The sequence below is a fragment of the Pseudonocardia sp. TMWB2A genome (assembly GCF_017312135.1).
Map to the genome: position 1 here is coordinate 4,533,144 of NZ_QKQY01000002.1, position 23,065 is coordinate 4,556,208.

23 protein-coding genes are annotated in these 23,065 nt (G+C 76.2%); 12 read left to right on the forward strand and 11 right to left on the reverse strand.

What is annotated here, in order from left to right:
* Positions 1-14 precede the first annotated feature (14 nt).
* Together galE and DMP17_RS35765 are read left to right on the forward strand one after the other, a co-directional pair.
* Positions 15-983, forward strand: coding sequence for a UDP-glucose 4-epimerase GalE (gene galE, locus DMP17_RS35760; protein ID WP_226357724.1), 969 nt, complete (start codon positions 15-17; stop codon positions 981-983).
* Positions 980-1,897: a glycoside hydrolase family 26 protein gene (locus DMP17_RS35765; RefSeq protein WP_337831846.1), complete on the forward strand. Its 918-nt coding sequence runs from the start codon at positions 980-982 to the stop codon at positions 1,895-1,897. Before galE ends, DMP17_RS35765 begins: the two co-directional genes overlap by 4 nt.
* Before the next feature lie 29 nt (positions 1,898-1,926).
* Here DMP17_RS35765 and DMP17_RS35770 read toward each other — a convergent pair whose 3' ends face one another.
* A complete protein-coding gene (locus DMP17_RS35770; RefSeq protein ID WP_337831847.1) occupies positions 1,927-3,075 on the reverse strand; it encodes a DUF4192 domain-containing protein in 1,149 nt (382 codons plus the stop codon).
* Between the two features lie 69 nt (positions 3,076-3,144).
* Positions 3,145-4,404: an FAD-binding domain-containing protein gene (locus DMP17_RS35775; RefSeq protein ID WP_337831848.1), complete on the reverse strand. Its 1,260-nt coding sequence runs from the start codon at positions 4,402-4,404 to the stop codon at positions 3,145-3,147.
* A 103-nt stretch (positions 4,405-4,507) separates the two neighbouring features.
* Here DMP17_RS35775 and DMP17_RS35780 point away from each other — a divergent pair, with 103 nt between their 5' ends.
* The gene (locus DMP17_RS35780; protein ID WP_226366178.1) at positions 4,508-6,001 is read left to right on the forward strand and encodes an FGGY-family carbohydrate kinase; all 1,494 of its coding nucleotides are present in this window, start codon (positions 4,508-4,510) and stop codon (positions 5,999-6,001) included.
* A 57-nt stretch (positions 6,002-6,058) separates the two neighbouring features.
* On the forward strand, positions 6,059-7,489 hold the full coding sequence (gene sthA / locus DMP17_RS35785) for a Si-specific NAD(P)(+) transhydrogenase (RefSeq protein ID WP_226357729.1): 1,431 nt from the start codon (positions 6,059-6,061) through the stop codon (positions 7,487-7,489).
* A gap of 1 nt (position 7,490) precedes the next feature.
* On the opposite strand, the gene DMP17_RS35790 is transcribed toward sthA, so the two are convergent.
* Positions 7,491-8,474, reverse strand: a complete 984-nt coding sequence (locus DMP17_RS35790; RefSeq protein WP_337831849.1) for a M23 family metallopeptidase — start codon at positions 8,472-8,474, stop codon at positions 7,491-7,493.
* A gap of 492 nt (positions 8,475-8,966) precedes the next feature.
* Between DMP17_RS35790 and DMP17_RS35795 the strand changes: the two genes are divergently transcribed.
* The 4 genes from DMP17_RS35795 (at position 8,967) to DMP17_RS35810 (ending at position 12,161) form a co-directional block, all read left to right on the forward strand.
* Positions 8,967-9,785: an SGNH/GDSL hydrolase family protein gene (locus DMP17_RS35795; RefSeq protein ID WP_337831850.1), complete on the forward strand. Its 819-nt coding sequence runs from the start codon at positions 8,967-8,969 to the stop codon at positions 9,783-9,785.
* Positions 9,786-9,896: 111 nt separating this feature from the next.
* Positions 9,897-10,724 carry a glycerophosphodiester phosphodiesterase gene (locus tag DMP17_RS35800; protein ID WP_337831851.1) on the forward strand — a complete coding sequence of 276 codons (828 nt, stop codon included), beginning with the start codon at positions 9,897-9,899 and terminating at the stop codon, positions 10,722-10,724.
* Positions 10,725-10,795: 71 nt separating this feature from the next.
* Positions 10,796-11,638, forward strand: coding sequence for an LAGLIDADG family homing endonuclease (locus tag DMP17_RS35805; protein ID WP_337831852.1), 843 nt, complete (start codon positions 10,796-10,798; stop codon positions 11,636-11,638).
* Between the two features lie 52 nt (positions 11,639-11,690).
* Positions 11,691-12,161 carry a hypothetical protein gene (locus DMP17_RS35810; protein ID WP_226357734.1) on the forward strand — a complete coding sequence of 157 codons (471 nt, stop codon included), beginning with the start codon at positions 11,691-11,693 and terminating at the stop codon, positions 12,159-12,161.
* Here the strand turns inward: DMP17_RS35810 and DMP17_RS35815 are convergent.
* Entirely contained in the window at positions 12,137-12,532 is a 396-nt protein-coding gene (locus tag DMP17_RS35815; protein WP_337831853.1) for a YkvA family protein, read from the reverse strand. The two genes, DMP17_RS35810 and DMP17_RS35815, sit on opposite strands and share 25 nt — an antisense overlap.
* A 77-nt stretch (positions 12,533-12,609) precedes the next feature.
* A complete protein-coding gene (locus DMP17_RS35820) occupies positions 12,610-13,053 on the reverse strand; it encodes a CBS domain-containing protein (protein ID WP_226357735.1) in 444 nt (147 codons plus the stop codon).
* Positions 13,054-13,172: 119 nt separating this feature from the next.
* Here DMP17_RS35820 and DMP17_RS35825 point away from each other — a divergent pair, with 119 nt between their 5' ends.
* Complete coding sequence (locus DMP17_RS35825; protein ID WP_226366182.1) at positions 13,173-13,637, forward strand: MarR family winged helix-turn-helix transcriptional regulator; 465 nt, start codon at positions 13,173-13,175, stop codon at positions 13,635-13,637.
* An 11-nt stretch (positions 13,638-13,648) separates the two neighbouring features.
* The gene (locus DMP17_RS35830; RefSeq protein ID WP_337831854.1) at positions 13,649-14,203 is read left to right on the forward strand and encodes an NADAR family protein; all 555 of its coding nucleotides are present in this window, start codon (positions 13,649-13,651) and stop codon (positions 14,201-14,203) included.
* A gap of 16 nt (positions 14,204-14,219) precedes the next feature.
* Here the strand turns inward: DMP17_RS35830 and DMP17_RS35835 are convergent, their stop codons facing one another.
* Positions 14,220-14,570 (reverse strand): hypothetical protein, encoded by a 351-nt coding sequence (locus tag DMP17_RS35835; RefSeq protein ID WP_337831855.1) that lies wholly within the window; start codon positions 14,568-14,570, stop codon positions 14,220-14,222.
* Between the two features lie 291 nt (positions 14,571-14,861).
* Here DMP17_RS35835 and DMP17_RS35840 point away from each other — a divergent pair, with 291 nt between their 5' ends.
* The gene (locus DMP17_RS35840) at positions 14,862-15,590 is read left to right on the forward strand and encodes a PadR family transcriptional regulator (protein WP_337831856.1); all 729 of its coding nucleotides are present in this window, start codon (positions 14,862-14,864) and stop codon (positions 15,588-15,590) included.
* Between the two features lie 104 nt (positions 15,591-15,694).
* Here DMP17_RS35840 and DMP17_RS35845 read toward each other — a convergent pair whose 3' ends face one another.
* Complete coding sequence (locus DMP17_RS35845) at positions 15,695-16,993, reverse strand: MFS transporter (RefSeq protein WP_226357740.1); 1,299 nt, start codon at positions 16,991-16,993, stop codon at positions 15,695-15,697.
* Positions 16,994-17,140: 147 nt separating this feature from the next.
* Between DMP17_RS35845 and DMP17_RS35850 the strand changes: the two genes are divergently transcribed.
* Positions 17,141-18,115 carry a proteasome assembly chaperone family protein gene (locus DMP17_RS35850; protein ID WP_226357741.1) on the forward strand — a complete coding sequence of 325 codons (975 nt, stop codon included), beginning with the start codon at positions 17,141-17,143 and terminating at the stop codon, positions 18,113-18,115.
* 19 nt (positions 18,116-18,134) lie between these two features.
* Here DMP17_RS35850 and DMP17_RS35855 read toward each other — a convergent pair whose 3' ends face one another.
* Genes DMP17_RS35855 through DMP17_RS35870 form a run of 4 tightly spaced genes read right to left on the reverse strand, consistent with a single transcriptional unit; the run spans position 18,135 to position 23,003 of the window.
* Positions 18,135-19,202, reverse strand: coding sequence for a hypothetical protein (locus DMP17_RS35855; protein WP_337831857.1), 1,068 nt, complete (start codon positions 19,200-19,202; stop codon positions 18,135-18,137).
* Positions 19,203-19,255: 53 nt separating this feature from the next.
* A complete protein-coding gene (locus tag DMP17_RS35860) occupies positions 19,256-20,617 on the reverse strand; it encodes a YcaO-like family protein (RefSeq protein ID WP_337831858.1) in 1,362 nt (453 codons plus the stop codon).
* A complete protein-coding gene (locus DMP17_RS35865; protein WP_337831859.1) occupies positions 20,614-22,194 on the reverse strand; it encodes a CocE/NonD family hydrolase in 1,581 nt (526 codons plus the stop codon). Before DMP17_RS35865 ends, DMP17_RS35860 begins: the two co-directional genes overlap by 4 nt.
* Positions 22,191-23,003, reverse strand: coding sequence for a hypothetical protein (locus tag DMP17_RS35870; RefSeq protein ID WP_337831860.1), 813 nt, complete (start codon positions 23,001-23,003; stop codon positions 22,191-22,193). The genes DMP17_RS35865 and DMP17_RS35870 overlap by 4 nt, the downstream gene beginning before the upstream one ends.
* Between the last annotated feature and the right edge of the window lie 62 nt (positions 23,004-23,065).

Consider the following 23,065-nt stretch of genomic DNA (forward strand, 5'->3'; position numbering starts at 1 on the left):
GAGGATCCACACACGTGAAGCTGCTCGTCACCGGCGGCGCGGGCTACGTGGGCAGCGTGTGCGCCGCACACCTGCTCGACGCCGGCCACGAGGTCGTCGTGCTCGACGACCTTTCCACCGGCCACCGCGACGCCGTGCCCGCGGGCGCGGAGTTCGTCGAGGGTGAGCTCGGTGCCCGCGCCGGGGAGGTCCTGGGCCGCGGCGGGTTCGACGGCGTGCTGCACTACGCCGCCCGCTCGCTGGTCGGGGAGTCCGTCGAGAAGCCCGAGAAGTACTGGGACGGCAACGTCGTGGCCTCGTTCCGGCTGCTCGAGGCGGTCCGGGAGCACGCGGTCCCGCGGCTGGTGTTCTCCTCCACCGCCGCCACCTACGGCGAGCCGGAGCAGGTCCCGATCCCGGAGACCGCGCCGACCCGGCCGACCAACCCCTACGGGGCGAGCAAGCTCGCGATCGACCACATGATCACCTCCTACGCGACGGCGCACGGCCTGGCCGCGACGAGCCTGCGGTACTTCAACGTGGCCGGGGCGCACCTGTCCGGTGCCACCCCGCTCGGGGAGCGGCACGCGGTCGAGACCCACCTGATCCCCCTGGTCCTGCAGGTCGCCGCGGGCACCCGTGAGTCGATCTCGGTCTACGGCGACGACTGGCCCACCCCCGACGGCTCCTGCGTGCGCGACTACATCCACGTCGACGACCTCGCCGAGGCCCACCTGCTCGCGCTGACCCACGCCGTCGCGGGGCGGCACGACATCTACAACCTCGGCAGCGGTCACGGGTTCTCCGTGCTCGAGGTGGTCGAGGCCTGCCGCGCGGTGACCGGGCACCCGATCCCGGCCGTCGTCGCGCCGCGCCGCGCCGGTGACCCCGCGGTGCTGGTGGCCTCGAGCGAGCAGGCCGCGCAGCAGCTGGGCTGGAAGCCGTCGCGGACCGCGATCGCCGAGATCGTCGGCGACGCCTGGGAGTTCGCCCGGTCCCGATGACCCGGACCTCCACCGTGCGGCGGGCGCTCATCGGTGCGGTCCTCGTCGGCTGCACCGCCGCCGCCCCGGAGCCGGCCGACGACGCGGTCCCGCTGGTCCCCGGGCACGGCATCCACCTCGGCCTGTACTACGGCTCCGGCAGCATCGCCGACACCACCGCCGCGATCGGCCGGACCCCGCGGATCCACCTGACCTACGTCGACTGGCCGTCGGAGTGGGCGACCTCGCCGGTCGTCGCCGAGGACCTCGCGGCCGGCCGGATCCCGCTGGTGAACTGGGAGCCCTTCGACGTCGCGTTCCCCGACATCGTCGCCGGCCGGTACGACGCGATGCTGCGCACCCGCGCGCAGCAGGCGGCGGCCCTGCGCGCACCGTTCTTCCTCGACCTCGCCGCGGAGATGAACGAGGAGGAGGGCTGGGGCGGACACGACCCCGCGCTCTACGTCGCCGCGTGGCGGCACGTGCACGACGTGTTCACCGAGGCTGGCGCCGACAACGTGGTGTGGGTGTGGGCGCCGAACAACACCGACTCGGCCGGAGCGCCACCCGCGACCGCCTACTACCCGGGCGACGACTACGTCGACTGGATCGGGATGGACGGCTATAACTGGGGCACCTCCGACCCGGCGTTCACCTGGCAGTCCTTCGGCGAGGTGTTCGGCCCGCTCTACGACGCCGTCGCAGGCCACGGCAAGCCGATGCTGGTCGGCGAGACCGCCTCGGACGACCGCGGGGGCGACAAGGCCGCGTGGATCGACGACGTCGTGCCGACGCTGCGGGACCGGTTCCCGCTGATCCGGGCCGTGGTGTGGTTCGACGTCGACAAGGAACGCCACTGGCAGGTCGGCTCCTCCCCCGAGGCGGCGGCGGCGTTCGCGCGGCTCGCGGCCGACCCCTACGTGTCCACCGGCTGAGCAGCGGCACATCCCCTCGACCGGCGGGCTCACCGGACGGCCGGGCCGTCGGGCGCGTGCGGGTCGAGCATCGCGGTGAGCAGCCGCCGAAGCCCGCCCGGGCCCGCCCACCGTGCGGCGGGTGAGCGCGGGTCGCGGGTGCCGTGCAGGCTCGCCGCCACCACCCCGGCGAGGACGTGGTCGGGCCGCTCGGCCAGCGCCCGCTCCACCGCCCCGGTCGCGAGCGCCCCGTCGCCGCGCAGCAGGGCGCACACCGCGAGCAGGGCCAGCGGGTGCGCCCGCTGCGGTGACGGCAGGGCCGCGACCAGCACCGCCCACAGCTGCTCGGCGTCCGCCGCGCGACCGCCCAGGCAGCGGCGCAAGGCCTCGTCGCGCACGTCGCCGACGTCGAGGGCGCCGCACAGGGCCAGCGCGAGCCGGTCGTCGACGACGAGCCGGCTCGCCGCGGCCTCGTCCAGGCAGGCGTCGAGCAGGGCGGTGCCGGTCGCGGCACCGACCCGGGCCGGTGCGGCGCCGGTGTCGCGCAGCCGGGCCCTGCGGCGGCGGGTGCCGGCGTCGGAGTCGAGAGGGGCGAGCACCGCGGCGCGGTCGGGCAGGACGGCGCGGCCGTCGCGGACCGCGGCCGTGACCCCGAGCGTGGTCGACGCGGCGTCGGGCAGCAGCCCGCCGCAGGTGCAGGGCAGGTCGAAGCAGCCCCACCGGTCCCCCGCCCGGGTACCGGTCGCCCAGAGTGCCGCGATCGGCTCGATCCCGGCATCGAGCAGCTCCCGCCGCGCGGCGGCCCCCACGTCCCGGCGGCTCCGGCGCGGACCCGGCCCGGCGGGGCCCGGGTCGCGCACGACGAGCGCCAGTGCCCGGGCGGGCCGTTCCCCGGTGAGCACCCCGACCGCCTCCCGGCACACCCGGCGGGCCGACGCCGACGAGCGCGGCAGGTCGACCCGCACGGTGAGCCCGAGCCGGTCGTCGAGGTGCGGCCCGGTGACCGAGACGAGCACCAGCGAGTCCCGGGGGTGGAAGCCGAGCAGCACCGGGACCGCGGCGATGAGCTCGGCGGGCCGGTCGAGCCGCAGACCGGGACCGGGCGCGGTGTCGGGGGGCCACCCGGTGGCGGGCGGGTCCCCCGGCGCCGACGACGGGTCGGGGCCGGGGAGGGGGTCGGGCTGGGGGCAGGCGGTCATGCCGCCACGGTCGTCGCGGGCCGGGACGTGCGGAACGCCGTCACCCGACCGGCTGTGGACGGTCCCGCCTCACGCCCCTTGCTGAGGGGGTGTCGTGGATGGTTTCCCCCCACGCCGGGGCAGCCGCCTGCGCCAGGCGGTGAACGAGGTGACCGGTCCGGCGTGCGGGCGGTACAGCCACGGCCAGGGGTGCACCACGACCGGGCGGACGGCGGCGGAGCGGGTGGTGAACCCGGGGACCGGGGCGTGGGTGACCGCGACGGGCGTGCCGTCGAGCTCGTCGGCGACGGTGCCGCGGTGCACCAGCACTGCGCGGCGTCCGCCCAGGTCGGCGAGGGTCTGCGCGAGGAACACCAGCCGTTTGCCGGACAGCCGCAGCCGGCGCAGCAGCGGCTCGTCGAACACGAACACCGCGGGCAGGTCCGGGTGGGCGTCGAGGGCGGGGTCGGCGTCGCCGAGCGACTCCGCCGTCAGCCACACCGCCTCCGGCTCGGCGCCGGTGGCGACCGGGGCGGCCGGTCCCCCGGTCGTCTCCGGGTCGGGGTCCGAGCGCAGCCGCGGGTCGTGCTCGGGGGCCGGGCGCGACGGCGGGTCGGCGGGCCAGTGCTCGATCGGGCAGGCGTCGGACAGCGCGCAGCTCCCGCACAGCTGCGGGGCGCGCTTGCGGACCTGCCAGCGGGAGAAGCCGTAGGGCTTGCCGGTCCCGGCGCCGACGGTCCACTGCCAGCCGAGCCGGTTCGCCGCGCGGGAGCCGTCGAGCAGGTGCGCGAAGAACTCGCTCTCCCCGCCCGCCCACTCGTGCCCGGCGCGCACGGTCCACTGCGAGGACAGCCACATGCGGGTCTGGTTCACCAGCCAGCCGTCGGTGTGCAGCTCGGTGAGGCAGGCGTCCACGCAGGCCATCTCGGCGGGCCACGGCTCGTCCCACCCCTGTTCGGCGCGGGCGGGGGCCGCGCGCAGCGCGGAGCGGGTGCGGGTGCCGAGCCGGGCGTAGAGGTGGCGGGCGTACTCCTGCCAGCACAGCTCGTCGCGGAACTTGGCGCGGTCGCGCGGCGGGGCGTCGGCGGCGGCGTCCCAGGCGGTCGGCAGGTCGACCAGCCCGTGCCGGATCCACGGCGACAGCGCCGTCGCGCCGCGCCGCGACACCGGCAGCACCTCGTTGCGCCGCTTCGCGTAGCCGGTCAGGTCCAGTGCCGCGACGGCGGCGTCGGCCGCGGTCTGCCCGCCACGGAACGCACCGGAGGCGACGGGCTCGTCGCGGCAGAGGTCACCGAGGTGCTCGCGGACCCAGTCGGTCGCGGTGTCCGGGTCGGGTGTGGGCAGCTGCACCGGAGAAGTCTGCGGCGCCCCGGCCCACCGCGCGCGTCGACCTGCACGAATGTTCTGCGCCCGTTCTGTGTGCACCACGGGCGGGGGACGGTAGGAACGTCCCATGCGCGTGTATCTGGGCGTCGACATCGGTACGTCGGGTTCGAAGGGCGTCCTCGTCGACGCCGGCGGCCGGGTGCTGGCCCGGGCCGACCGGGCGCACGAGACCGCACAGCCGCTGCCCGGCCACGTGGAGCACGACGCCGAAGCCGTCTGGTGGGGTGACTTCGTCGCGGTCGTGCGGGAGCTGCTGCCCGCCCTCGACGACGGCGCCGAGCTCGCCGGGCTGGGGGTGTCGGGGATCGGGCCGACCCTGCTCCCCACCGACGGAGACGGCCGCCCGCTGCGCCCGGCGATCCTCTACGGCGTCGACACCCGGGCCGGCACCGAGATCGACGAGCTGAACGCGGAGCTGGGCGAGGACGCGATCCTGGCCCGGGCCGGGACACCGCTGTCCTCGCAGGCGGTGGGGCCGAAGTGGCGGTGGCTGGCCCGGCACGAGCCGGAGGTGTTCGCCCGCACCGAGATGTTCCTGATGTGCTCGTCGTACCTGGTGCACCGGCTCACCGGCGAGTACGTGCTCGACCACCACTCGGCCAGCCAGTGCGACCCGATGTACGACCTGACCGCCGCGGACTGGGCGCCCGACTGGGCCGAGCGCACCGCCCCGGGCATCACGCTGCCCCGGCTGCTGTGGCCGACCGAGGTCGCCGGGCGGGTGAGCGCGGCGGCGGCCGCCGCGACCGGCCTACCGGAGGGGCTGCCGGTCACCGCGGGCACCGTCGACGCCTGGGCCGAGGCCACCAGCGCCGGCGTCACCGGCGCCGGGGAGGTCATGGTCATGTACGGGACGACGATGTTCCTCATCGAGGTCATCGACCGCCCGCACCCGCACCCGGCGATGTGGACGACCCGTGGCGTCGTACCGGGGTCGTTCACCCTGGCCGCCGGGATGGCGACCTCCGGGGCGATCACGAACTGGCTGCGCGACCTCACCGGGGAGGGCTTCACCGAGCTCGTCGCCGAGGCCGCGGAGGTACCGCCGGGCAGCGGCGGGCTGCTGCTGCTCCCCTACTTCGCCGGGGAGCGGACCCCGCTGTTCGACCCGGACGCCCGCGGCGTGCTCGCCGGGCTGACCACCGGGCACACCCGCGGCGAGGTCTACCGGGCCGCGCTGGAGGGCATCGCGCACGGCGTACGGCACAACCTGGAGGTCATGCGGTCCGCGGGCGGCGGCACGAAGCGCCTGGTCGCCGTCGGCGGCGGGGTGCAGGGCGGGCTGTGGACCCGGATCGTCACCGACGTGACCGGGGTCCCGCAGGACGTGCCGGAGCAGACCGTCGGCGCCGCGCTCGGCGACGCGTGGCTGGCCGCCGTCGCGACCGGGGCCGAGCCGCGGCTGCGCGACTGGAACCCGGTCGCCCGCACGATCGAGCCGGACCCGGCGGCCCGCGAGGTCTACGACCGCTTCCACCCGCACTACCGCTCGCTCTACACCGCCACCCGGGAGACCGCGCACTTCCTCGCCGACGAACGGAGACGCTCCTACCGCGCGTGACACGCTGTTCACACCGGTGTGGTTGCCGCGCGGCGCGGCGACCACCACGCTGTGCGGGTGAGTGCCGACGAGTCACCCGCCCACGACTACGACCTGCTGGTGATCGGCTCCGGTCCCGGTGGGCAGAAGGCCGCGATCGCCGCGGCGAAGCTCGGGAAGCGGGTGGCGATCGCCGACCGCGGCAACATGATGGGCGGGGTCTGCGTCAACACCGGCACCATCCCGTCGAAGACGCTGCGCGAGGCGGTGCTGTACCTGTCCGGGTTCAGCCAGCGCGAGATGTACGGCGCCAGCTACCGGGTCAAGTCCGAGATCACCATCGACGACCTGCTGGCCCGCACCCGGCACGTGATCGGCCGCGAGACCGAGATCGTGCGCAGCCAGCTGCTGCGCAACCACGTCGACATCCTGACCGGGACGGCGCGCTTCACCGACCCGCACACCGTCGTCGTCGAGGGGACGGGACGGGGTGACCACAACCAGGTCACCGCCTCGCACTTCGTCGTCGCGACCGGGACCCGCCCGGCCCGGCCGGACACCGTCGCGTTCGACGGCGAGCGGGTCGTCGACTCCGACCAGGTGCTGCAGCTGGGCCGCGTGCCGGGCTCGATGGTCGTCGTCGGGGCGGGGGTCATCGGCATCGAGTACGCCTCGATGTTCGCCGCGCTCGGCACCCGGGTCACCGTGGTGGAGAAGCGGGACTCGATGCTCGGCTTCTGCGACCCGGAGGTCGTGGAGTCGCTGAAGTTCCACCTGCGGGACTCGGCGGTCACGTTCCGGTTCGGCGAGGAGGTGTCCTCGGTCGAGGTGAACGGCCGCGGCACGGTGACCAGCCTGGCCAGCGGCAAGAAGATCCCGGCCGACATGGTCATGTACTCGGCGGGCCGGCAGGGCATGACCGAGGAGCTGGGCCTGGACGCGGCCGGCATCCGGGCCGACGACCGGGGGCGCATCGAGGTCGACAAGCAGTACCGGACCTCGGTCGAGCACATCGCGGCGGTCGGCGACGTGATCGGGTTCCCGGCGCTGGCGTCGACGAGCATGGACCAGGGGCGGCTCGCCGCCTGCCACCTGTTCGGCGAGCCCGTCCGCGAGCTGCACGAGCTGCAGCCGATCGGCATCTACACGATCCCGGAGATCTCGTTCTGCGGGCGGACCGAGGCCGAGCTGACCGCGGCGTCGATCCCGTACGAGACCGGGCTGTCACGCTACCGCGAGCTCGCGCGCGGCGCGATCGTCGGCGACTCCTACGGCATGCTCAAGCTGCTGGTGTCGCCCGAGGACCACCGGCTGCTCGGGGTGCACGTGTTCGGCACGAACGCCACCGACCTCGTGCACATCGGGCAGGCCATCATGGGCTGCGGCGGGACGGTGGACTACCTCGTCGACACCGTCCTGAACTACCCGACGCTGTCGGAGGCCTACAAGGTCGCCGCGCTGGACGCGACGAACAAGATCCGCGCGCTGGAGTCGGTCCAGAACTCCTGACTCAGGTGTAGCGGAACCCGTTCGCGTCGAGCCACGGCTTCGGGTTGATCTTGGTGCCGCTCGGGTCGACGACCTCGATGTGCAGGTGCGGGCCGGTGGACTGGCCGCGGTTGCCGACCTCGGCGATCTGCTGGCCCGCCGCCACCTTCTGGCCGACCGAGACCAGCGAGCGGTTGATGTGGCCGTAGACGGTGACCGTGCCGTCGGCGTGCCGCACCCGGACCCACATCCCGAACCCGCTGGCGGGGCCGGAGCTGATGACGGTGCCGGCGATCGGCACGTGGATCGGGGTGCCGATCGGGGCGGCGATGTCGAGACCCATGTGCTTGGTGCCCCAGCGGGAACCGAAGCCCGAGGTGACCCGGCCGGTCACGATCGACACCGCACCACCCGCGGAGGCCGACTGCAGCGCGCCGGTGGCACCCGCGGCGCGGGCGGCCTCGACCGCCTTGGCGCGCTCCTCGGCGGCCCTGCGGACCTGGTCGACCGAGGCGGTGGCGGCCTGGACCGCGGAGGCGGCCCTGGCGCGGCCGGTGTCGGCGACGGCGACGGTGCGCGCGGCCGCCGAGGGGGCGGCGGCCGGGGCGGCCAGCGAGGCGATGGTGGCCGGGTCCGCGATCGGCGAGGCGGCGTCGTCCGCGGCGGCCCGCGGGGCGGGCACGGCGGCGGGGAGCGCGGCGTCCTGGTTCGACACGGACGACGATCCCGCCGTGTCGAACCAGGACGTCACGGTCGCGGACAGGTCGCCGGAGCCGACACCCGCATGGGCGGTGGCGGCGATACCGCCCACCGCGACGACGGCGGCGGCGATCCGGGTCGAGGCCGGGAAACGCGAGCCGTCCTCGGTCCGGGTGTCACGGGCGCGCCGGACGTGCGGACCTGCGGGGAACGAGCCGACCGGGACCCCGATCCCGGCCACCGCGAACTGCGGGGCCAGGAGCGCGAGGCTCGCCTGACGGCTCCGGGGGGAGCGATGCCGTGCCACGACCCTTCCTTCCGGATCCCGGAACGGCGGACAACCCGTGGGGAGCGGGCGGCCCCCTGGGGAGGAGCCGCGTCCGGTTCGTGACCGTTCCGTGATCTGACACGGACGCTAGCCGGACGCAACGGACGGAAGAACCCGATCGGGTGATCACGAGACCGACGGGACGTTGCGGGCGGTGAGCGGACGACACCGGCCACTCGCCCCGGCCACCTGCCGTTCACCGTGGCGTCGGTCCGGCCGGTCCACCTCGGACAGGGCCCTGAGCTGGGCTTTCCGTCGACCGCGCGCCGCGGCCGAGTGGTCGTGGCCGGGAGCGTCGCGGTCCACGCTCTCACCCACAGTGATGATGCGTGCGCGGCGGCTCCGCGACGCGCGCTCCGCGGACGCGGCCGGCCCGGGACACGTTCGGCGCACCTCGTCGTCCACGGCGCGTGCACCCCCTCACCCGGTGCCCGGATTGCCGCCACGGTGCCGCGGGGGTTGTCTGGACGGGTGCGCCGCCTCCTGGTCCCCCTGCTGACGTGCGCGTTGCTGGTCGTCCTGGCGCCGGCGGCCCTCGCCGACCCGGCACCGGCCGGCGCGGCCGCCGCCCCCGTCCGGTACGTCGCGCTCGGTGACTCCTACGCCGCGGGCGTCGGGGCCCGGCCGGACCCGGCCACCGGCGACTGTCTGCGCAGCGGCGCCTCCTACCCGGCGCTGTGGGCGGCCCGGCACGACCCGGCGTCGTTCGTCAGCGTCGCGTGCAGCGGCGCCACCAGTGGCGAGGTGATCGCCCGGCAGGTGCGCACCGTCTCCGCCGACACCACCCTGGTGACGATCACCGTCGGCGGCAACGACACCGGGTTCGGTCCGGTCCTGGCCGCCTGCAGCACCGCCCGCGACGACGAGACCTGCCTGCGCGCCGTCCGGGGCGGGGAGCGCGCCGCCCGCTGGGTCGCGCCCGGCGGGCTGATCTCGACCATCGTCGGGGTCCGGCTGCAGGCCCCCGGCGCGACGATCCTGGTCCTGGGCTACCCGCGGCTGTTCGAGCCGGGCGCCGACTGCGACGTCCCCGGCGTCCCGAACGCCGTCCGCCGGGAGGCGCTGAACCGGGCCGCCGACACCCTCGACGCCGCCCTCGCCGACGCGGCCGGGCGGTTCCGGGGCCGGTTCGTCGACGTCCGCGCCGCGTTCGCCGGGCACGGGGTCTGCTCCGCCGACCCGTGGATCACTCCCCCGCCCGCGTCGGCCCCGGCGGTCTACCACCCGACCGCCCAGGGCTACCGCGACGGCTACCTGCCCGCGTTCGAGGCGGCCGTCACCCGCCCCTGACCACCAGGTCCTCGCCCGCTCGTCCCCCGGCGGCCACCCGCCCGACACCGGCCGGACCGGCCACGCCACCATGGTTCCCAGGCACCGCCCCCGATCCTGAGGACTCACCTCGTGCGACGCCTGCTCGGCACCCTCCTCGTGCCCGCCGCCCTCCTCGCGACGGCCACGCTCGCCCTCGCCGACACCGACCGTCCCCGGTCCGGTCCGGAGGTCGTCGCGCACCGCGGCGCCTCCGCCGACGCCCCGGAGAACACCCTCGCCGCCGCCGACGAGGCGCTGGCCCAGCGGGCCGACGCCGTCGAGGTCGACGTCCAGCGCACCGCGGACGGCCACCTCGTGCTCGTCCACGACGCCACGCTGGCCCGCACCACCGACGTCGGACGGGTCTTCCCCACCCGCGCACTGGCGCCGGTCGGCTCGTTCACCCTCGCCGAGCTGCGCCGGCTCGACGCCGGGTCGTGGTTCTCCCCCGCCTTCGCCGGCGAGCGCATCCCGACCCTCGGGGAGTTCGCCGACCGGCTCCGCGGCCGCGCGGACCTGCTGGTCGAGCTGAAGGACCCGGCGCGCTACCCGGGGGTGGAGAAGGAGGTCGCCTACGAGCTCGACGGCCCGCGTCCCGGGGTCGTCGTGCAGTCCTTCGACCACGACGTGATGCGCAGCTTCGCCGAGGCCGCCCCGGGCGTCCCGGCCGGCTGGCTGTTCGGCGGGCGCCCGACCGCGGCGCAGCTCGACGACGCCGCCGCGCACGGGGTCACCCAGATCAACCCGTCGTTCCGGATCGTCGACGCCGCACTGGTCGCCGAGGTCCGGGCACGCGGGATGCAGACCGGGGTCTACACGGTCAACGACCCCGACGACATGCGCCGGATCGCGGCCACCGGGGTGGACCGGATCATCACCGACCGGCCCGCGGTGCTGCGGACGGTCCTCGCCGGCTGACCCGATCCGGGTCGCCGGCGGCACGGGGTGGAGCGGTCGGAACTGTCGGGGCACCGCGCGACAGTGGCGGCATGGTGCACCTGGACCCCACCGATGAGGACCATGCGTACTTCCTCGGCCTCTTCCAGACCGACGGTCACCTCCGCGCCGCTGACCGGAACCGGGGAGCGGCGACCATCGAGCTGGGTGTGCGGGACATCGCGGTGCTCGACGCCTTCGTCGGCCTGTTCGCCCCCGGTCTCCGCAGCACCGTGACGACCCGCGTCCGGCGCACCAACTTCGCCGAACGCCACGAGAGCGCCACCTGGAAGACCCATGCGTGGAGCTTCCGGACGGAGCTGCAGGCGCTCGGTCTTCCAGCAGGACGCAAGTCCGGGTCGGTCGCGCCTCCGGCGGGACCCGTGCATGTCCGGGGCTATCTGAGAGGTCTGGTGGACGGAGACGGCAGCGTCGGCTTCACGGCCAGGGGCTACCCGTTCGTCGGATTCACCACGGCGAGTCCCGCGCTGCACGCGTACTTCTGCGCGCAGGTGCTCGACGTGACCGGAGTCGTCCGGCGGTCGCTCGCCAACGCGCGGGACGGCGTGTTCAACACCATCGTCATGAACGAGCCCGCCGCCGCGCTCGCGGAGTTCCTGTACCCGCCGGGCTGCCTGGCCCTGCCCCGCAAACTCGCGGCGGCGGGGACCGTCGCGCGATGGCGCCGCCCCGAGGGGATGCGCGCGCGGAGTTCGCCTCGTCGCTGGACCGCTGCGGAGGACCGGCTCGTCGCGCGTCTTCCGCCTGCCGAAGCCGCCGCCGAACTGGGCCGGACCGTCGCGTCGGTGTCGATGCGACGGTGGCGGCTGTCCAGGACCGGCCTCGGGGACGCGGCCGACCCACCGCCGACATCCACCTCACACCCCTCGCCCTAGACTTCTCCTCGCGGCGCGGGCACCTTTCCGGCCGGTGAGCGGAGGATCGGGGATGACGGCTGTACGGCGGCCAGGACTGCTCGTCCCGGCGGCACTGGCCTTGCTCCTGGTGGCGGGCTGCGGCAGCTCGCTGGCGACCCAGCCGGGTTCGTCGTCCGGCACGGTCACGACGACCCAGAACCGCCCCTCCAGCCCCTTCTGCGACGCCGTCGAGGCGAGCCGCACCGCCACCCAGCCGTTCAGCGGGGTGGGCATCGGCCGCTCGATCTCCGACGTCGGCGAGGTCACCGCGAACGTCCGGCAGGCGAACCAGCAGGTCACCTCACTCGCACCGCAGGAGATCCGCGCGGACTTCGAGCGGGTCGACCAGCTCGTCGAACGTCAACTCGCCCTGCTGGAGGCCAACGGCGGGGACACCCTCGCCGTCGCCCGTGACCCGGGCATCGCGCAGGACCGGGCGGACCCGGAGTACCAGGCCGCGTCGCAGCGGATCCGGGACTACGTCCGGTCGACCTGCACCTGACCGTCGACGACGACCGGTGCGGTCCGCCGCCACCCCAGGTAGCGGTCGGCCTCGACCAGCAGGGCCCCGCCCAGCCACATCGCGACGACCGCGTCGTCGCCGAGGCCGAACACGGTCAGGAACGCCTCGGGCACCAGGTCGACCGGCGACACCAGGTAGGCCAGGGCCGCCAGGAACAGCGCAACCCTGCCCTTGCCGAGGTGCGGGTAGGTGCCGCGCCAGGCGTCACCGGCCATGGCGGGCAGCGCCCGGAACCGCTCGACGGGTCCGGGCTCGCCGGGGCGGCCGCGACGGGTGAGGGCACGGAAGAGCGTCGCGAACGCGGCCGTGCGGCCGACGCGGCGACCTGCGGTGGCACTCGCTGCAGTCATGTCCGGTCCAACGCACGGCGCACCCCGGTCGTTCCCGGCGAAACGGTCACGTCACACCGGGGACGCCGGGGGCGGGGTCAGTGCGAGGCGAGGTAGATGTCGCGCAGCACCCCGGCCTCGGTGCTCATCTCGGCCAGCCGCTGCTTGACGACGTCACCGATGCTGATCATCCCGACGAGCCGTCCGTCGTCGACGACGGGCAGGTGGCGGTGACGCCAGCGGTTCATCAGACCCATGGCCTCGGCGAGCGAGTCCTCCGGCGAGCAGGTCACGACGTGGCGGGTCATGACGTCGGCGACGGTGAGGTCCAGCAGGGCCGCGCCGTCTGTGGCGAGCCGGCGCACGATGTCGCGTTCGGAGACGATGCCGTCGACGCGCTCGCGGCGGCCGTCGTCGGAGACGACGAGCGCGCCGATCGCCGGCGGGCCGGCGAGCCGGGTCGCGGCCTCGGCGATGGTGTTCCACGACAACACGGTGTGCACCGTGTCGCCCTTGATCCGCAGGATGTCCGACACCTTCATGGAACTCTCCCTTCGACGTGCCTATTGTTGCGCTTGCGCAGTAGTTGTGCAATGGCAAAGATTGATCGACGCAACGGTCAGCGCGGAGTAAAGATCGCTGGTGAGGGAGGTGGACGGGGATGACCGACGCACACGGCCGAGATCGGGATCACCCGGACGGCGCGACGGTGGAGGCCGGTCTGGCGCTCGCGCGCGCGTTCACCGGCATCAGCGTGCGCGCGGTGGCGGCGGCCGGGGACGCCGTGACCGTGCCCCAGCTGCGGGTCCTCATGCTGATCGCGGACGCGGGGCGCACCAACGTCACCGCGGTCGGGCGTGAGCTCGACGTCCATCCGTCGAACGCCACCCGGGTGCTCGTGCGTCTCGGGCGGGCCGGCCTGGTCGAGCGCCGGCCCGACCCGGACGACCGGCGGCACCTGCTCGTCGAGCTCACCCCGGCCGGACGGGAGCTGATCCGCGAGGTCGACGCCCACCGTCGCGCCGCGGTCGCCGACCTGCTGGGCCGGGTGCCGCCCGAGCGACGGGTGGGCGCGGCCGAGCTGCTGTCCGCGCTGGCCGACGCGGCGACCCCGCCGACGTCCTAGGATCGGAGGGTGTGAGCGAGGACGCCCCGACCGACGTCGCATCCCTGCGGGCCGCCGTCGCGGCGGGGGCGCGCCCGCGGTTCGTCCCGTTCTGGGGCTCCGAGCCCGCGCCGGGCGACGTGCACGTACTGAGCCAGTGGCATCCGTCGCCGTTCGTCGTCGACGGGGTCCGCTACGCCACCGCCGAGCACTGGATGATGGCGGCCAAGGCCCGCACCTTCGGCGACGACGACGCGCTCGCCCGCGTCCTGTCCGACGACGACCCGGACACCGCCAAGCGGGCCGGGCGCGAGGTCCGGGGCTTCGACTCGCAGGTGTGGGCCGCGCGCCGGGTCGAGGTCGTCGTCGAGGGCAACCGGGCCAAGTTCCGCTCGGCCGAGCGGCTCACCGCGGCCCTGCTGGGCACCGGCGACGCGGTGCTCGTCGAGGCCTCCCCCGTCGACCGGATCTGGGGCATCGGCCTGGCCGCCGACGACCCCGACCTCGGCGCGCCGGACCGCTGGCCCGGGCAGAACCTGCTGGGCTTCGCCCTGATGCGGGTGCGCGCCGGGCTCGGGAGCCGCTGACCCGGACCGGCCTGGGTCAGACCGCCCCGGGGTACCGGGAGCGGCGCGGACGGCGGGCCCGTCGCACCACCAGCACCGCCCCCACCCCGGTCGCGACGGCGCCGCCGACGTAGGGCACGGCGGCCCGGGCGATCTCCCCCGCCCGTCCGACGAGCGCCGCGCGCCGTGCCGCGAGGCCCGCGCCGAGCCGGTCCAGGCTCGCCCGCAGCTCACGCGCGGCGTCGACGACCTGGTCGTCGCGGCCGTCGGACCGCGCGGAGAGCCGGTCCCGCAGCTGCGCCGCGGAGACCTCGCTGAGGTCGACCTCCTCGGCCGTGTCCTCCGGTGCCTCGCCGGCCGGGCCGGCCCCTGCGTCGTGACGCCCCACGACTCCCCCTCACATCCGGCGGACCGCCCGCCGGCCCGCCGGGACAGTGAACCCGCCACGGGCCGCCCCGCGCACCCTCAGGACATTCTCAGAATATCGCCGTTGCAACGCGTAGTAGTCGCGATATATCGTGATAGCACACGAGCCGATCGAAGAGGGAGGCTCACGACGAGAGGACCACGCGTCATGACCACGCGCGACATGTTCCGGAGCCCGTTCGGGCCCCGCACCCACCGACACCCCCGGGGCCACCGCGGCGCCGGGTTCCCCTGCGGCCCGGAGGAGGCAGCCATGCACGACACCCCTGACTTCCACGGCGACGACCGTGACGACCCCCGTGACGACGCCCGCGACGAGGGCGGACCCGGCCACCGCCGCGGTCGCGCCCACCGCCGCGGACACGGGCCCGGCGGGCGGGGCTTCGGTCCCGGCCGCGGCTTCGGCCCCGGCGGACCGTTCGGTCCCGGCGGCTTCGGCCCCGGTGGGTTCGGCCCCGGTGGCTTCGGCCCGGGCGGCGCCTTCGGCCCCGGCGGCTTCGGTCCCGGTGGGCCCCGCGGCCGGCGCGGCAAGCGTGCCCGCGGCGACGTGCGCACCGCGGTGCTCGCGGTCGTCGCCGACGGCCCGCGGCACGGCTACGAGATCATCCAGGAGATCACCGGCCGCTCCGGCGGGCAGTGGAAGCCGAGCCCCGGCTCGGTGTACCCGATGCTGTCCCAGCTGGAGGACGAGGGCCTGGTCCGGTCCGAGCAGACCGAGGGCCGCCGGGTCGTCCACCTGACCGAGGAGGGCACCCGGCACGTCGAGGAGCACCGCGCCGAGCTCGACGCGGTGTGGGCGCCCTTCGCCGAGGACGCCGAGGCCGCCGAGTCGGACCCGGCGACCGGCCTGGTCACCGAGCTCGGCCGGCTCGCCGCCGCCGCGCGGCAGGTCGCCGAGGCCGGCTCCGAGGCGCAGGTGGCGTCGGCGACCGAGGCGCTGACCGAGGCCCGGAAGGCGCTGTACCGGCTGCTCGCCGAGTGAGGCCCGCCGAACGAGCAGACGACACCGGGTGAGGCCCGCCGAACGAGCAGGCCGCACCGACTGAGACGGGGGCGGGACCGCGATGGTCCCGCCCCCGTCGTCGTCTACCGGGCCTGTCTCCGGCGCCGGTTGCGGCGCAGCGCCTCCCGCAGCGGTGGGACGACGGTGCCCTCGGCGGCCATCACCCGGCGGGCCTTGCGGCGCGCGAGGACGACCGCGACGGCGGTCAGCGCCCAGATCGGGAACTGCACGAGCCAGGCCAGCCGGAACGCCTCGGGGGTGTAGCCGCCGGACACGCTGAGCACGAGCCCGACCAGCAGTGTGGTGGTGAGCGAGGCGGTGAACCCGCCGACGTTGACGATCCCGACGGCGGTGCCGCGCCGGTGCGCGGGGTTGAAGGTGCGGGCGTAGTCGAAGCCGACGGCGGAGCAGGGCCCGTTCGCGGCGAGCACCACCACGAGCAGGACGAGCAGCCACAGCGGCGCGGGCGGCGGGACGAGCAGCACGACCGTCCACACGAGCGCGGTCGCGCCGATGACCGACAGCACGAGCCAGGAGCGGCGCAGCGGGTGGCGGGCGGTGAACTCGCCGAACACCGGGCCGACGACGGCGCCGGCGAGGACGAGCACGGTCAGCATCACCGAGGCGCCGGTGGGGGTCATCCCCTGCCCGGCGACGAGGTAGGGCACGCCCCACAGCAGCGCGAACACCAGGCCGGAGAACTGGGTGCCGGCGTGCGACCAGAGCCCGAGGCGGGTGCCCGGGTGCGCCCAGGCGCCCTTGAGGCCGTCGACGACCTCGCGGGGGCTGCTCGCCGGGGCCGGGGCGAGGCTACCGGGCGGGCGGTCGCGGAACACGGCGAGCACCGCGACCGCGGCGACGACGCCGATCCCGGCGGCGGACAGGAACGCGGTCGTCCAGCCGTAGGCGTGCAGGACGGTGGCGAGCGGGATCGCGGAGAGCACCTGGCCGAACTGGCCCAGCAGCGCCGTGATCTGTGTCATCAGCGGCACCCGGCGCGGCGCGAACCAGGTGGACAGCACCGACAGCACCGAGATGAAGGTCAGGGCGTCGCCGACGCCGACGAGCACGCGGGCGGCGATGGCCAGCGGCAGCGAGGTGGCGAGTGCGACGAGCACCTGCGCCGCGGTCATGGTGACGGCGCCGGCGAGCACCATGGTGCGGGCGCCGAACCGGTCGAGCAGCAGCCCGACCGGCACCTGGAGGGCGGCGTAGACGAGCAGCTGCAGGACGAGGAACCCGGCGAGCACGGTCGGGGACGCACCGAACCGGTCCGCCGCCTCCAGCCCGGAGACGCCGAACGAGCTGCGTTGCAGCACCGCCACGACGTAGGCGAACAGACCGGCGGACCAGACGAGGTAAGCGCGACGTGACGTGTGCATGACGAACGACCATTCTGGTCCATCCCGGACGGGCGGGGTGTCCCGGCGGGGCCGCGTCACACGGGGTCGGTGGTCACACCGCGACCGGGCAGGCCGTGGGGGGCTCCGGATAGGGTCGCGGTGCACGCCACGACTCGGAGGACGCCGGTGCTCGATCCCGCTCAGCTGTACCAGGTCGACCCGGCCGCGCCGGCGCTCGACGAGCCGGTCCTGATCGTCGTGCTGGACGGTTTCGTCGACGCCGGCAACGCGGGTGCGCTCGCGGTCGGCGCGCTGACCGACGAACGCGAGGCGGTCCGGGTGGCCCGGTTCGACGTCGACCAGCTCGTGGACTACCGGTCGCGGCGCCCGCCGCTGCGGTTCGAGACCGACCGCTGGGCCGACTACGACCCGCCGGAGCTCGACGTCGTCGCGCTGACCGACACCGGGGACACGCAGTACCTGCTGCTCGCCGGCCCGGAGCCGGACATGCAGTGGGAGCGGTTCGTCGCCGCGGTCGGGCTGCTGGTCGAGCAGCTCGGGGTCCGGCTGGTGATCACGTTGCAGGGCATCCCGATGGCCGTGCCGCACACCCGTCCGATCGGGGTGACCGCGCACGGCACCCGCCCGGAGCTGGTGGAGGGCCACACCCCGTGGTTCGCGACCGCCGACGTCCCGGGCAGTGCCGCGGCGTTGCTGGAGTACCGCCTCGGGCAGGCCGGGCAGGACGTCGTGGGCTACGCCGTGCACGTGCCGCACTACCTGTCGCGCTCGGCGTACCCGCAGGCCGCGCGGGTGCTGCTGGACCACGCGGGGCTGTCGGCGGGGCTCTACCTACCGACCGAGACGCTGACCCGCGCCGCCGAACAGGCCGAGTCCGAGATCGCCGAGCAGATGGCGGCGTCGGACGAGGTCGGGCAGGTCGTCTCGGCGCTGGAGGAGCAGTACGACCAGGTCGTCGCGGCCCGGGAGTCCGGTGACCTGCGGGACGGCCTGGAGGGCGGCGAGCTGCCCAGCGGCGACGAGCTGGCCGCGGAGTTCGAGCGGTTCCTCGCCGGCGGTGGCGACGACAAGCCGGGCGGGAAGTCCGGCGACGAGCCGCCGCACGAGCCGCCCGCGCCGCCGCTGCCGCCCGCGACCTGACCGGTCCTCCCCCGGCGGGTCAGCCGCCGAGGGCGAGGGCGTGCTGGACCCGGCCCCGGCCGCCGGGTCCGTGCAGCACCGCCTCGACCCAGCAGCCGACCGGCCGGGCCGTGAGTCCGGCCGCGGTGGCGGCCAGCCAGGCGTCGTGGACGGCGAGGCCGGACCGGACGTGCTGGGCGACGGTGTCCGGGCCGGGGTCGACGTCCCCGGTGACGACGAGCAGCCCGCCGACGCCGGTGAGGTCGGGCAGGCCGCAGGCCCGCCGGGTCAGCGCGGCCGCGAGCGGGTGGCCCGCGTCGAGCAGGGCCGCGTGCTGTCCCACGCCGAGCCGGGCCCGGGCGACCCGGTCGAGTCCGGGGTCGGCGACGGGAGGTTGCAGGCTCGCGAACGGCGCCGAGTGGCGTGCGCGGAGCACGGCCGACGGGTGCGGGGCCGCGCTCGCACCGAGCGGGACGGCGCCGTCGGGGCCGGGTCCGGTCGTGAGCACGACGCGGGAGTGGTCGCCGTCGGAGACGAGGTGGGCCGTCCGGGGTCGTCGCAGGGTGGCCGCGGCGGCGAGGACGGCGGCGGCCGCGTGGCCGAGGTCGAGCAGCAGCACCGGCAGCGAGCGGGGGCCGTAGCGCCACGCGGTCCGCTCCGGCGTGAGGTGGAGGACGACGTCCTCGTGATCGTCGTGGTCCGGGTCGGGAAGGGCCGGGGCGACGGCGCCGGGCCGGTCGCGGCTGCCGGGTCCGGTTGCGCCGGGCCGGGCGGGCCCGCCGTCGAGGGCGTGGGCGAGCGGGTCGTAGACGCGACCGCCGTCGTCGCCGCCCGTGGTCGGGTCATGGACACGGCCGCCGACCCGGGCGTCGACCGGGTAGCGGCCGCCCGCCGAGGGCACCCGGCGCAGCCGCACGCCGCCGACCGCCCGGTCCGGGTCGGCGGCCAGCGACAGCGCCAGCAGCGCACCGGTCCCCGTGCCGTCGCGGGTCAGGGGCACCGGCCGGGTCGCCGTGGTCGCCTCGGCGGGGCGCGCGGTGTGGTCGGTGGGGCCCGGGTCGGCACCGGACCAGGCGAGCCGGAACGCCGCGGCGGTCCGGGGATCCACGGCGCCGCCGTCCCGCTGCGGGTCCGGCGCGGCCCGGCCCGGGGGCTGCACCGTCACAGGAACGGCGGCGGGCAGTGCACCAGCCCGTCGGGCCCGGAGGCCGGGTCGAGGTCGAGCCCGTGGGCGCGGGCGGTGTCGCGCCAGCGGGGCAGCCCCCAGTACCGGAACGCGGCGGGCGCGTTCGGCACGAGCCCGGTGGCGCAGGTGCGGACCACCCGCCACCCGGTCTCGGCGACGTCGGGCGTGGTGAGGTCGACACGGGCGATGCGGTGCCCGTCGGCGAGCAGCGCGGCGGTCAGCGACCCGAGGTCCCCGGCCGGCCCGGTGCGCAGCGGGCCGCGGGTCGCGGGCGCGGTGAACCGGGGCAGGTGCTCCTCCCGGACGCGCGGGTCGAGCCACACCTGCACCTGGGCGCCGAGGTCGCGCACGGCGGCGTAGCGCTCTCCGGCGTCGTCGCGGTAGCGGCGGTCGGCGCGGTGGTCGAGGTAGAGACCGTGGGCGAGGACACCGGCGTCGATCGAGGCGTACACCCAGCCGTCGGGGTCGAGCAGGCCGCGGGTGAACACCCAGGTGTGGACGGCCTCCAGCACCGCCTTGGTGGCGGCCTCGGCGGCGTCGAAGCGGGCGGCGCCGCCCCCGGCGACGATCCCGGTCTCCGGGTCGACGACGACAGCCCCGACCACGGCCGCAGGGTACTCGGTGGGCAGCTCGACGAGGTGGACGTCGAACGCGGCGCCGGCCAGCGCGGCGTCGAGCCCGGGGACCGAGGCCCGGTCGATGCCGTGGGAGGGCAGGCCGAGGTGCCACCAGCGTTCCAGCGCGTCGCGTTCGACGAGCTCGAGCAGGCCGCGCCGGTGGGCGTCGGTGGCGCCGTCGCCGGTGGCGATGCCGGCGTAGTTGAGGTGGTGGAAGCGGGGTTCGTCGCGACGGGCCCCGCTGTGGTGGTTGAGCAGCGCCCAGGAGGCGGGCAGCCAGGCCGGCTCCCCGTCGGCCTCGACGCCGGCGATCCAGCGGATCGGCAGGTCCTCGGTGAAGCGCTGGTAGGGGCGGCCGTCCTGCCAGGGCGCGAGCAGCGGCAGCTCCTCGGGCCCCCAGCACCGGTGTCCCGCGGCGCGCAGCTCCGCGGCCGTGGTCAGCGGCAGGTCGCGCGGGACGCGGTTGCCGCAGTAGCGCTCGACCGCCTCGCCGAGCGCGGCGGTGCGGGCGCCGTCGCGGTCGCCGAAGGTGGTGCCGAGGCTGACCCGGTCCGCGGGCCAGGCGCCGAGCCGGCGCGCGTCGGACACCTCCGCGGTGACGGCGGTGTAGGCGGCGGGCAGCCCCGGTACGGGGGCGACGTCGACGAGCCGGCGGACGATCCCGCTCAGCGGGTCGACCAGCGCCTCCACCGGCAGTGCGGGAACGGTCGGTGCCGTCACAGGGTGACCTCCTCGGGGATGGCGGCCGCGGCGACCTCGTCGCGGCCGGGTCGGACGTGCGGCAGGTCCAGGCGCAGCGCGTGCACGGTGCGGTGGTCGGCGCGCAGGTCGGTCGCGTGCGCCGGGTCCTGTCCGGTGTGCGGGTTGCGGGCGTGGGCGGGCCAGTGGTGCCCGGCGATCTCGACGCGCAGCCGGTCGCCCTCGTGCACGGCGGCGCCGACCGGCGGGGTGGTGACGACGACCTGCCGCGACGCCGGGCCGCGGTGCCGGTGCACGGCGGTGACGAGGTCGTGGCCGCGGAGTCCGACCCGGACGACCCAGTCTGCGTCCAGGGCGTCGGTGTCGCCGGTGACGGTGACGACCAGGGGCCCGGCGAGCGCCCCCGCCGGCAGCGGCGGGGTGTGGGCGACGACCCGGTCGGCGGGGTGTCCCGCGGCGGCCGTCTCGGTGGTCGCGGCGGTGGTCGCGCTGGTGGTCGCGGCTGTCATCCCGGTGCTGGTGTCGGTGCTCGCCGCAGTGCTCGCCGCAGTGCTCGCCGCAGTGGTCGCCGCGGGGGGCGTAGCGGCGGGAGCGGCGCCGTCGGTCGGCGCGGGAGCCGGCGTGGGTGCGCCGGGTGGGCGGGACCGGACGGGCCGCCCGGGGTCGGCGACGAACCCAGCGGGGAACCCGTCCGGCGGCGTCGCGTCGACCGTGAGCGTCGGCCCGTCCCCGGCCCGCACCCAGCGCCCCGTCTCCCCCACCGCGACGAGTGCCCCGCGCCCCCGCGGCCGGCCCTGCACCGCGGCACGGGCCCAGGCGGCGTAGACCGTGCCGATCCGCCGTCCGGCCAGGACCGCGCCGGGCGCCGGGGCGTCGAGATCGTGCCCCCACGGCCCCAGGACCAGCCGTGACGGCCCGCCCCAGCGCCGGGCGAGCTCACCGGTGCGGGCGGCGAACGGGTCCGCGGTGCCCCCGACGGCGAGCAGCGGCATCGCGGCCCGCGCGATCCCGTCCCACAGCCACGGCGTCTCCGCGGGGGCGTCCCACAGCTCGGCCCACCCGTCGGGGGCCGGGGCCAGCGCCGCGGTGACCGGCAGCGTCGCGGCTGCCGACGGGGCGGCGGGACGCGCGTCCGCACCGTGCTCGGACCACCAGCCGATCCGGCAGGCCAGCCGGGCGGCGCCGCCGGGTTCGCGGGCGGTCTCGCCGGGCCCGAGCGCGGGGACCGCGGCGAGCACCCCGCACACCTCGGGGTCGGCGAGGGCACCGGCGAGGGCGCAGTGCGCCCCGTAGCTGGCGCCGGCGAGCACGACCCGCCCGTCACAGCCGGGGATCGCGCGCAGCGCGGCGAGTGCGGCGACGCCGTCGTCGGTCTCGTGGGCGTAGGGCCGGAACTCCCCCGTCGAGCCGCCTCGCCCCCGGACGTCGACGACCAGCGCGCCGAACCCGTGCGCGGCCCAGCCGCGGGCCTCGGGCAGCAGCCGCTCGCGGCCGTAGGGCGTGCGGATCAGCACCGCGGGCCAGGTCGCGGCGGCGGGGCGGACGAGGGTGGCGGCGAGCCGGACCCCGTCCGCGCCGGGCAGGTCGAGGTCGGTCACGGCGCGCTGTCGGGCACCGGCAGCAGCGCGTGGTCGGCGATCGCGGCGGTGTCGAGGTCGACCACCCGCAGACGTCGCCGGGCCGGCAGGGCGGCCGGGACCAGGTCACCGGTCGCCGGGGTGTCGTGGCCGGCGGCCCAGGCGCGCACGTCGGCGGCGAGCAGCGCGGCCAGCAGGGCGTGGTCGCCGGGACCGGTCGGGGCGACGGGCGCGGCGTCCCAGTAGGCGAGTAGGTGCGGGTGCCCGGACCCGGCCGCGGCGAGGCGGCGGGCGCGGACGTCGGTGTGCCCGGCGTCGCCGGGGTGCACGGCGGGCGGTTCGAGGATGCCGTGCCGTCCTTCGACGGCGAGCCGGAACCAGGCGGTCCCGCGCTCGGGCAACGAGTCGAGCGCGGTCCAGGCGGCCGGGGCGGGCCCGTCCGCGACGGCGCACACCGCATCCGTGTCCGTGTCGGCGGTGTCGGTGTCGGTGTCGGCGGTGATGGAGTCGAGGTCCCCGCGCCGGACCCGCAGCCCCGGCCCGGTGAGCGCGGCGGCGACGGCGTCGGCCAACGCCCCCCGCCCGGCGACGGTCACGGTGGCGGTCCGCGGCGGCGGGGCCTCGTCCAGGTAGCCGGCCGCGGCGAACGCGCCCCGCTCCGGGTCGAGCCCCGGCGGGGGCACCGGGTCGGCGCCGTCGAACCAGCGGGTGAGCGCCTCGACAGTGCCGCGGGGCAGGTCGACCCCGCGCAACCGGCCGGAGGCCTCCCGCAGCGCCGAGCCCCGCCCGGGGACCTCGAACACGCTCACGCCCGGTCGCAGTCGTTCCACTCGCACTCCCTGGTCCGTCGGTCGGTCACGGCAGACCGCGGGCCCGGCACCGTCGCCGGTGC

Coding starts and splice junctions, on each gene's coding strand:
- DMP17_RS35765 (WP_337831846.1), top strand. CDS start 980: ATGACCCGGACCTCCACCGTGCGGCGGGCGCTCATCGGTGCGGTCCTC.
- DMP17_RS35770 (WP_337831847.1), bottom strand. CDS start 3,075: ATGACCGCCTGCCCCCAGCCCGACCCCCTCCCCGGCCCCGACCCGTCG.
- DMP17_RS35780 (WP_226366178.1), top strand. CDS start 4,508: ATGCGCGTGTATCTGGGCGTCGACATCGGTACGTCGGGTTCGAAGGGC.
- DMP17_RS35805 (WP_337831852.1), top strand. CDS start 10,796: ATGGTGCACCTGGACCCCACCGATGAGGACCATGCGTACTTCCTCGGC.
- DMP17_RS35810 (WP_226357734.1), top strand. CDS start 11,691: ATGACGGCTGTACGGCGGCCAGGACTGCTCGTCCCGGCGGCACTGGCC.
- DMP17_RS35815 (WP_337831853.1), bottom strand. CDS start 12,532: ATGACTGCAGCGAGTGCCACCGCAGGTCGCCGCGTCGGCCGCACGGCC.
- DMP17_RS35820 (WP_226357735.1), bottom strand. CDS start 13,053: ATGAAGGTGTCGGACATCCTGCGGATCAAGGGCGACACGGTGCACACC.
- DMP17_RS35825 (WP_226366182.1), top strand. CDS start 13,173: ATGACCGACGCACACGGCCGAGATCGGGATCACCCGGACGGCGCGACG.
- DMP17_RS35840 (WP_337831856.1), top strand. CDS start 14,862: ATGCACGACACCCCTGACTTCCACGGCGACGACCGTGACGACCCCCGT.
- DMP17_RS35845 (WP_226357740.1), bottom strand. CDS start 16,993: ATGCACACGTCACGTCGCGCTTACCTCGTCTGGTCCGCCGGTCTGTTC.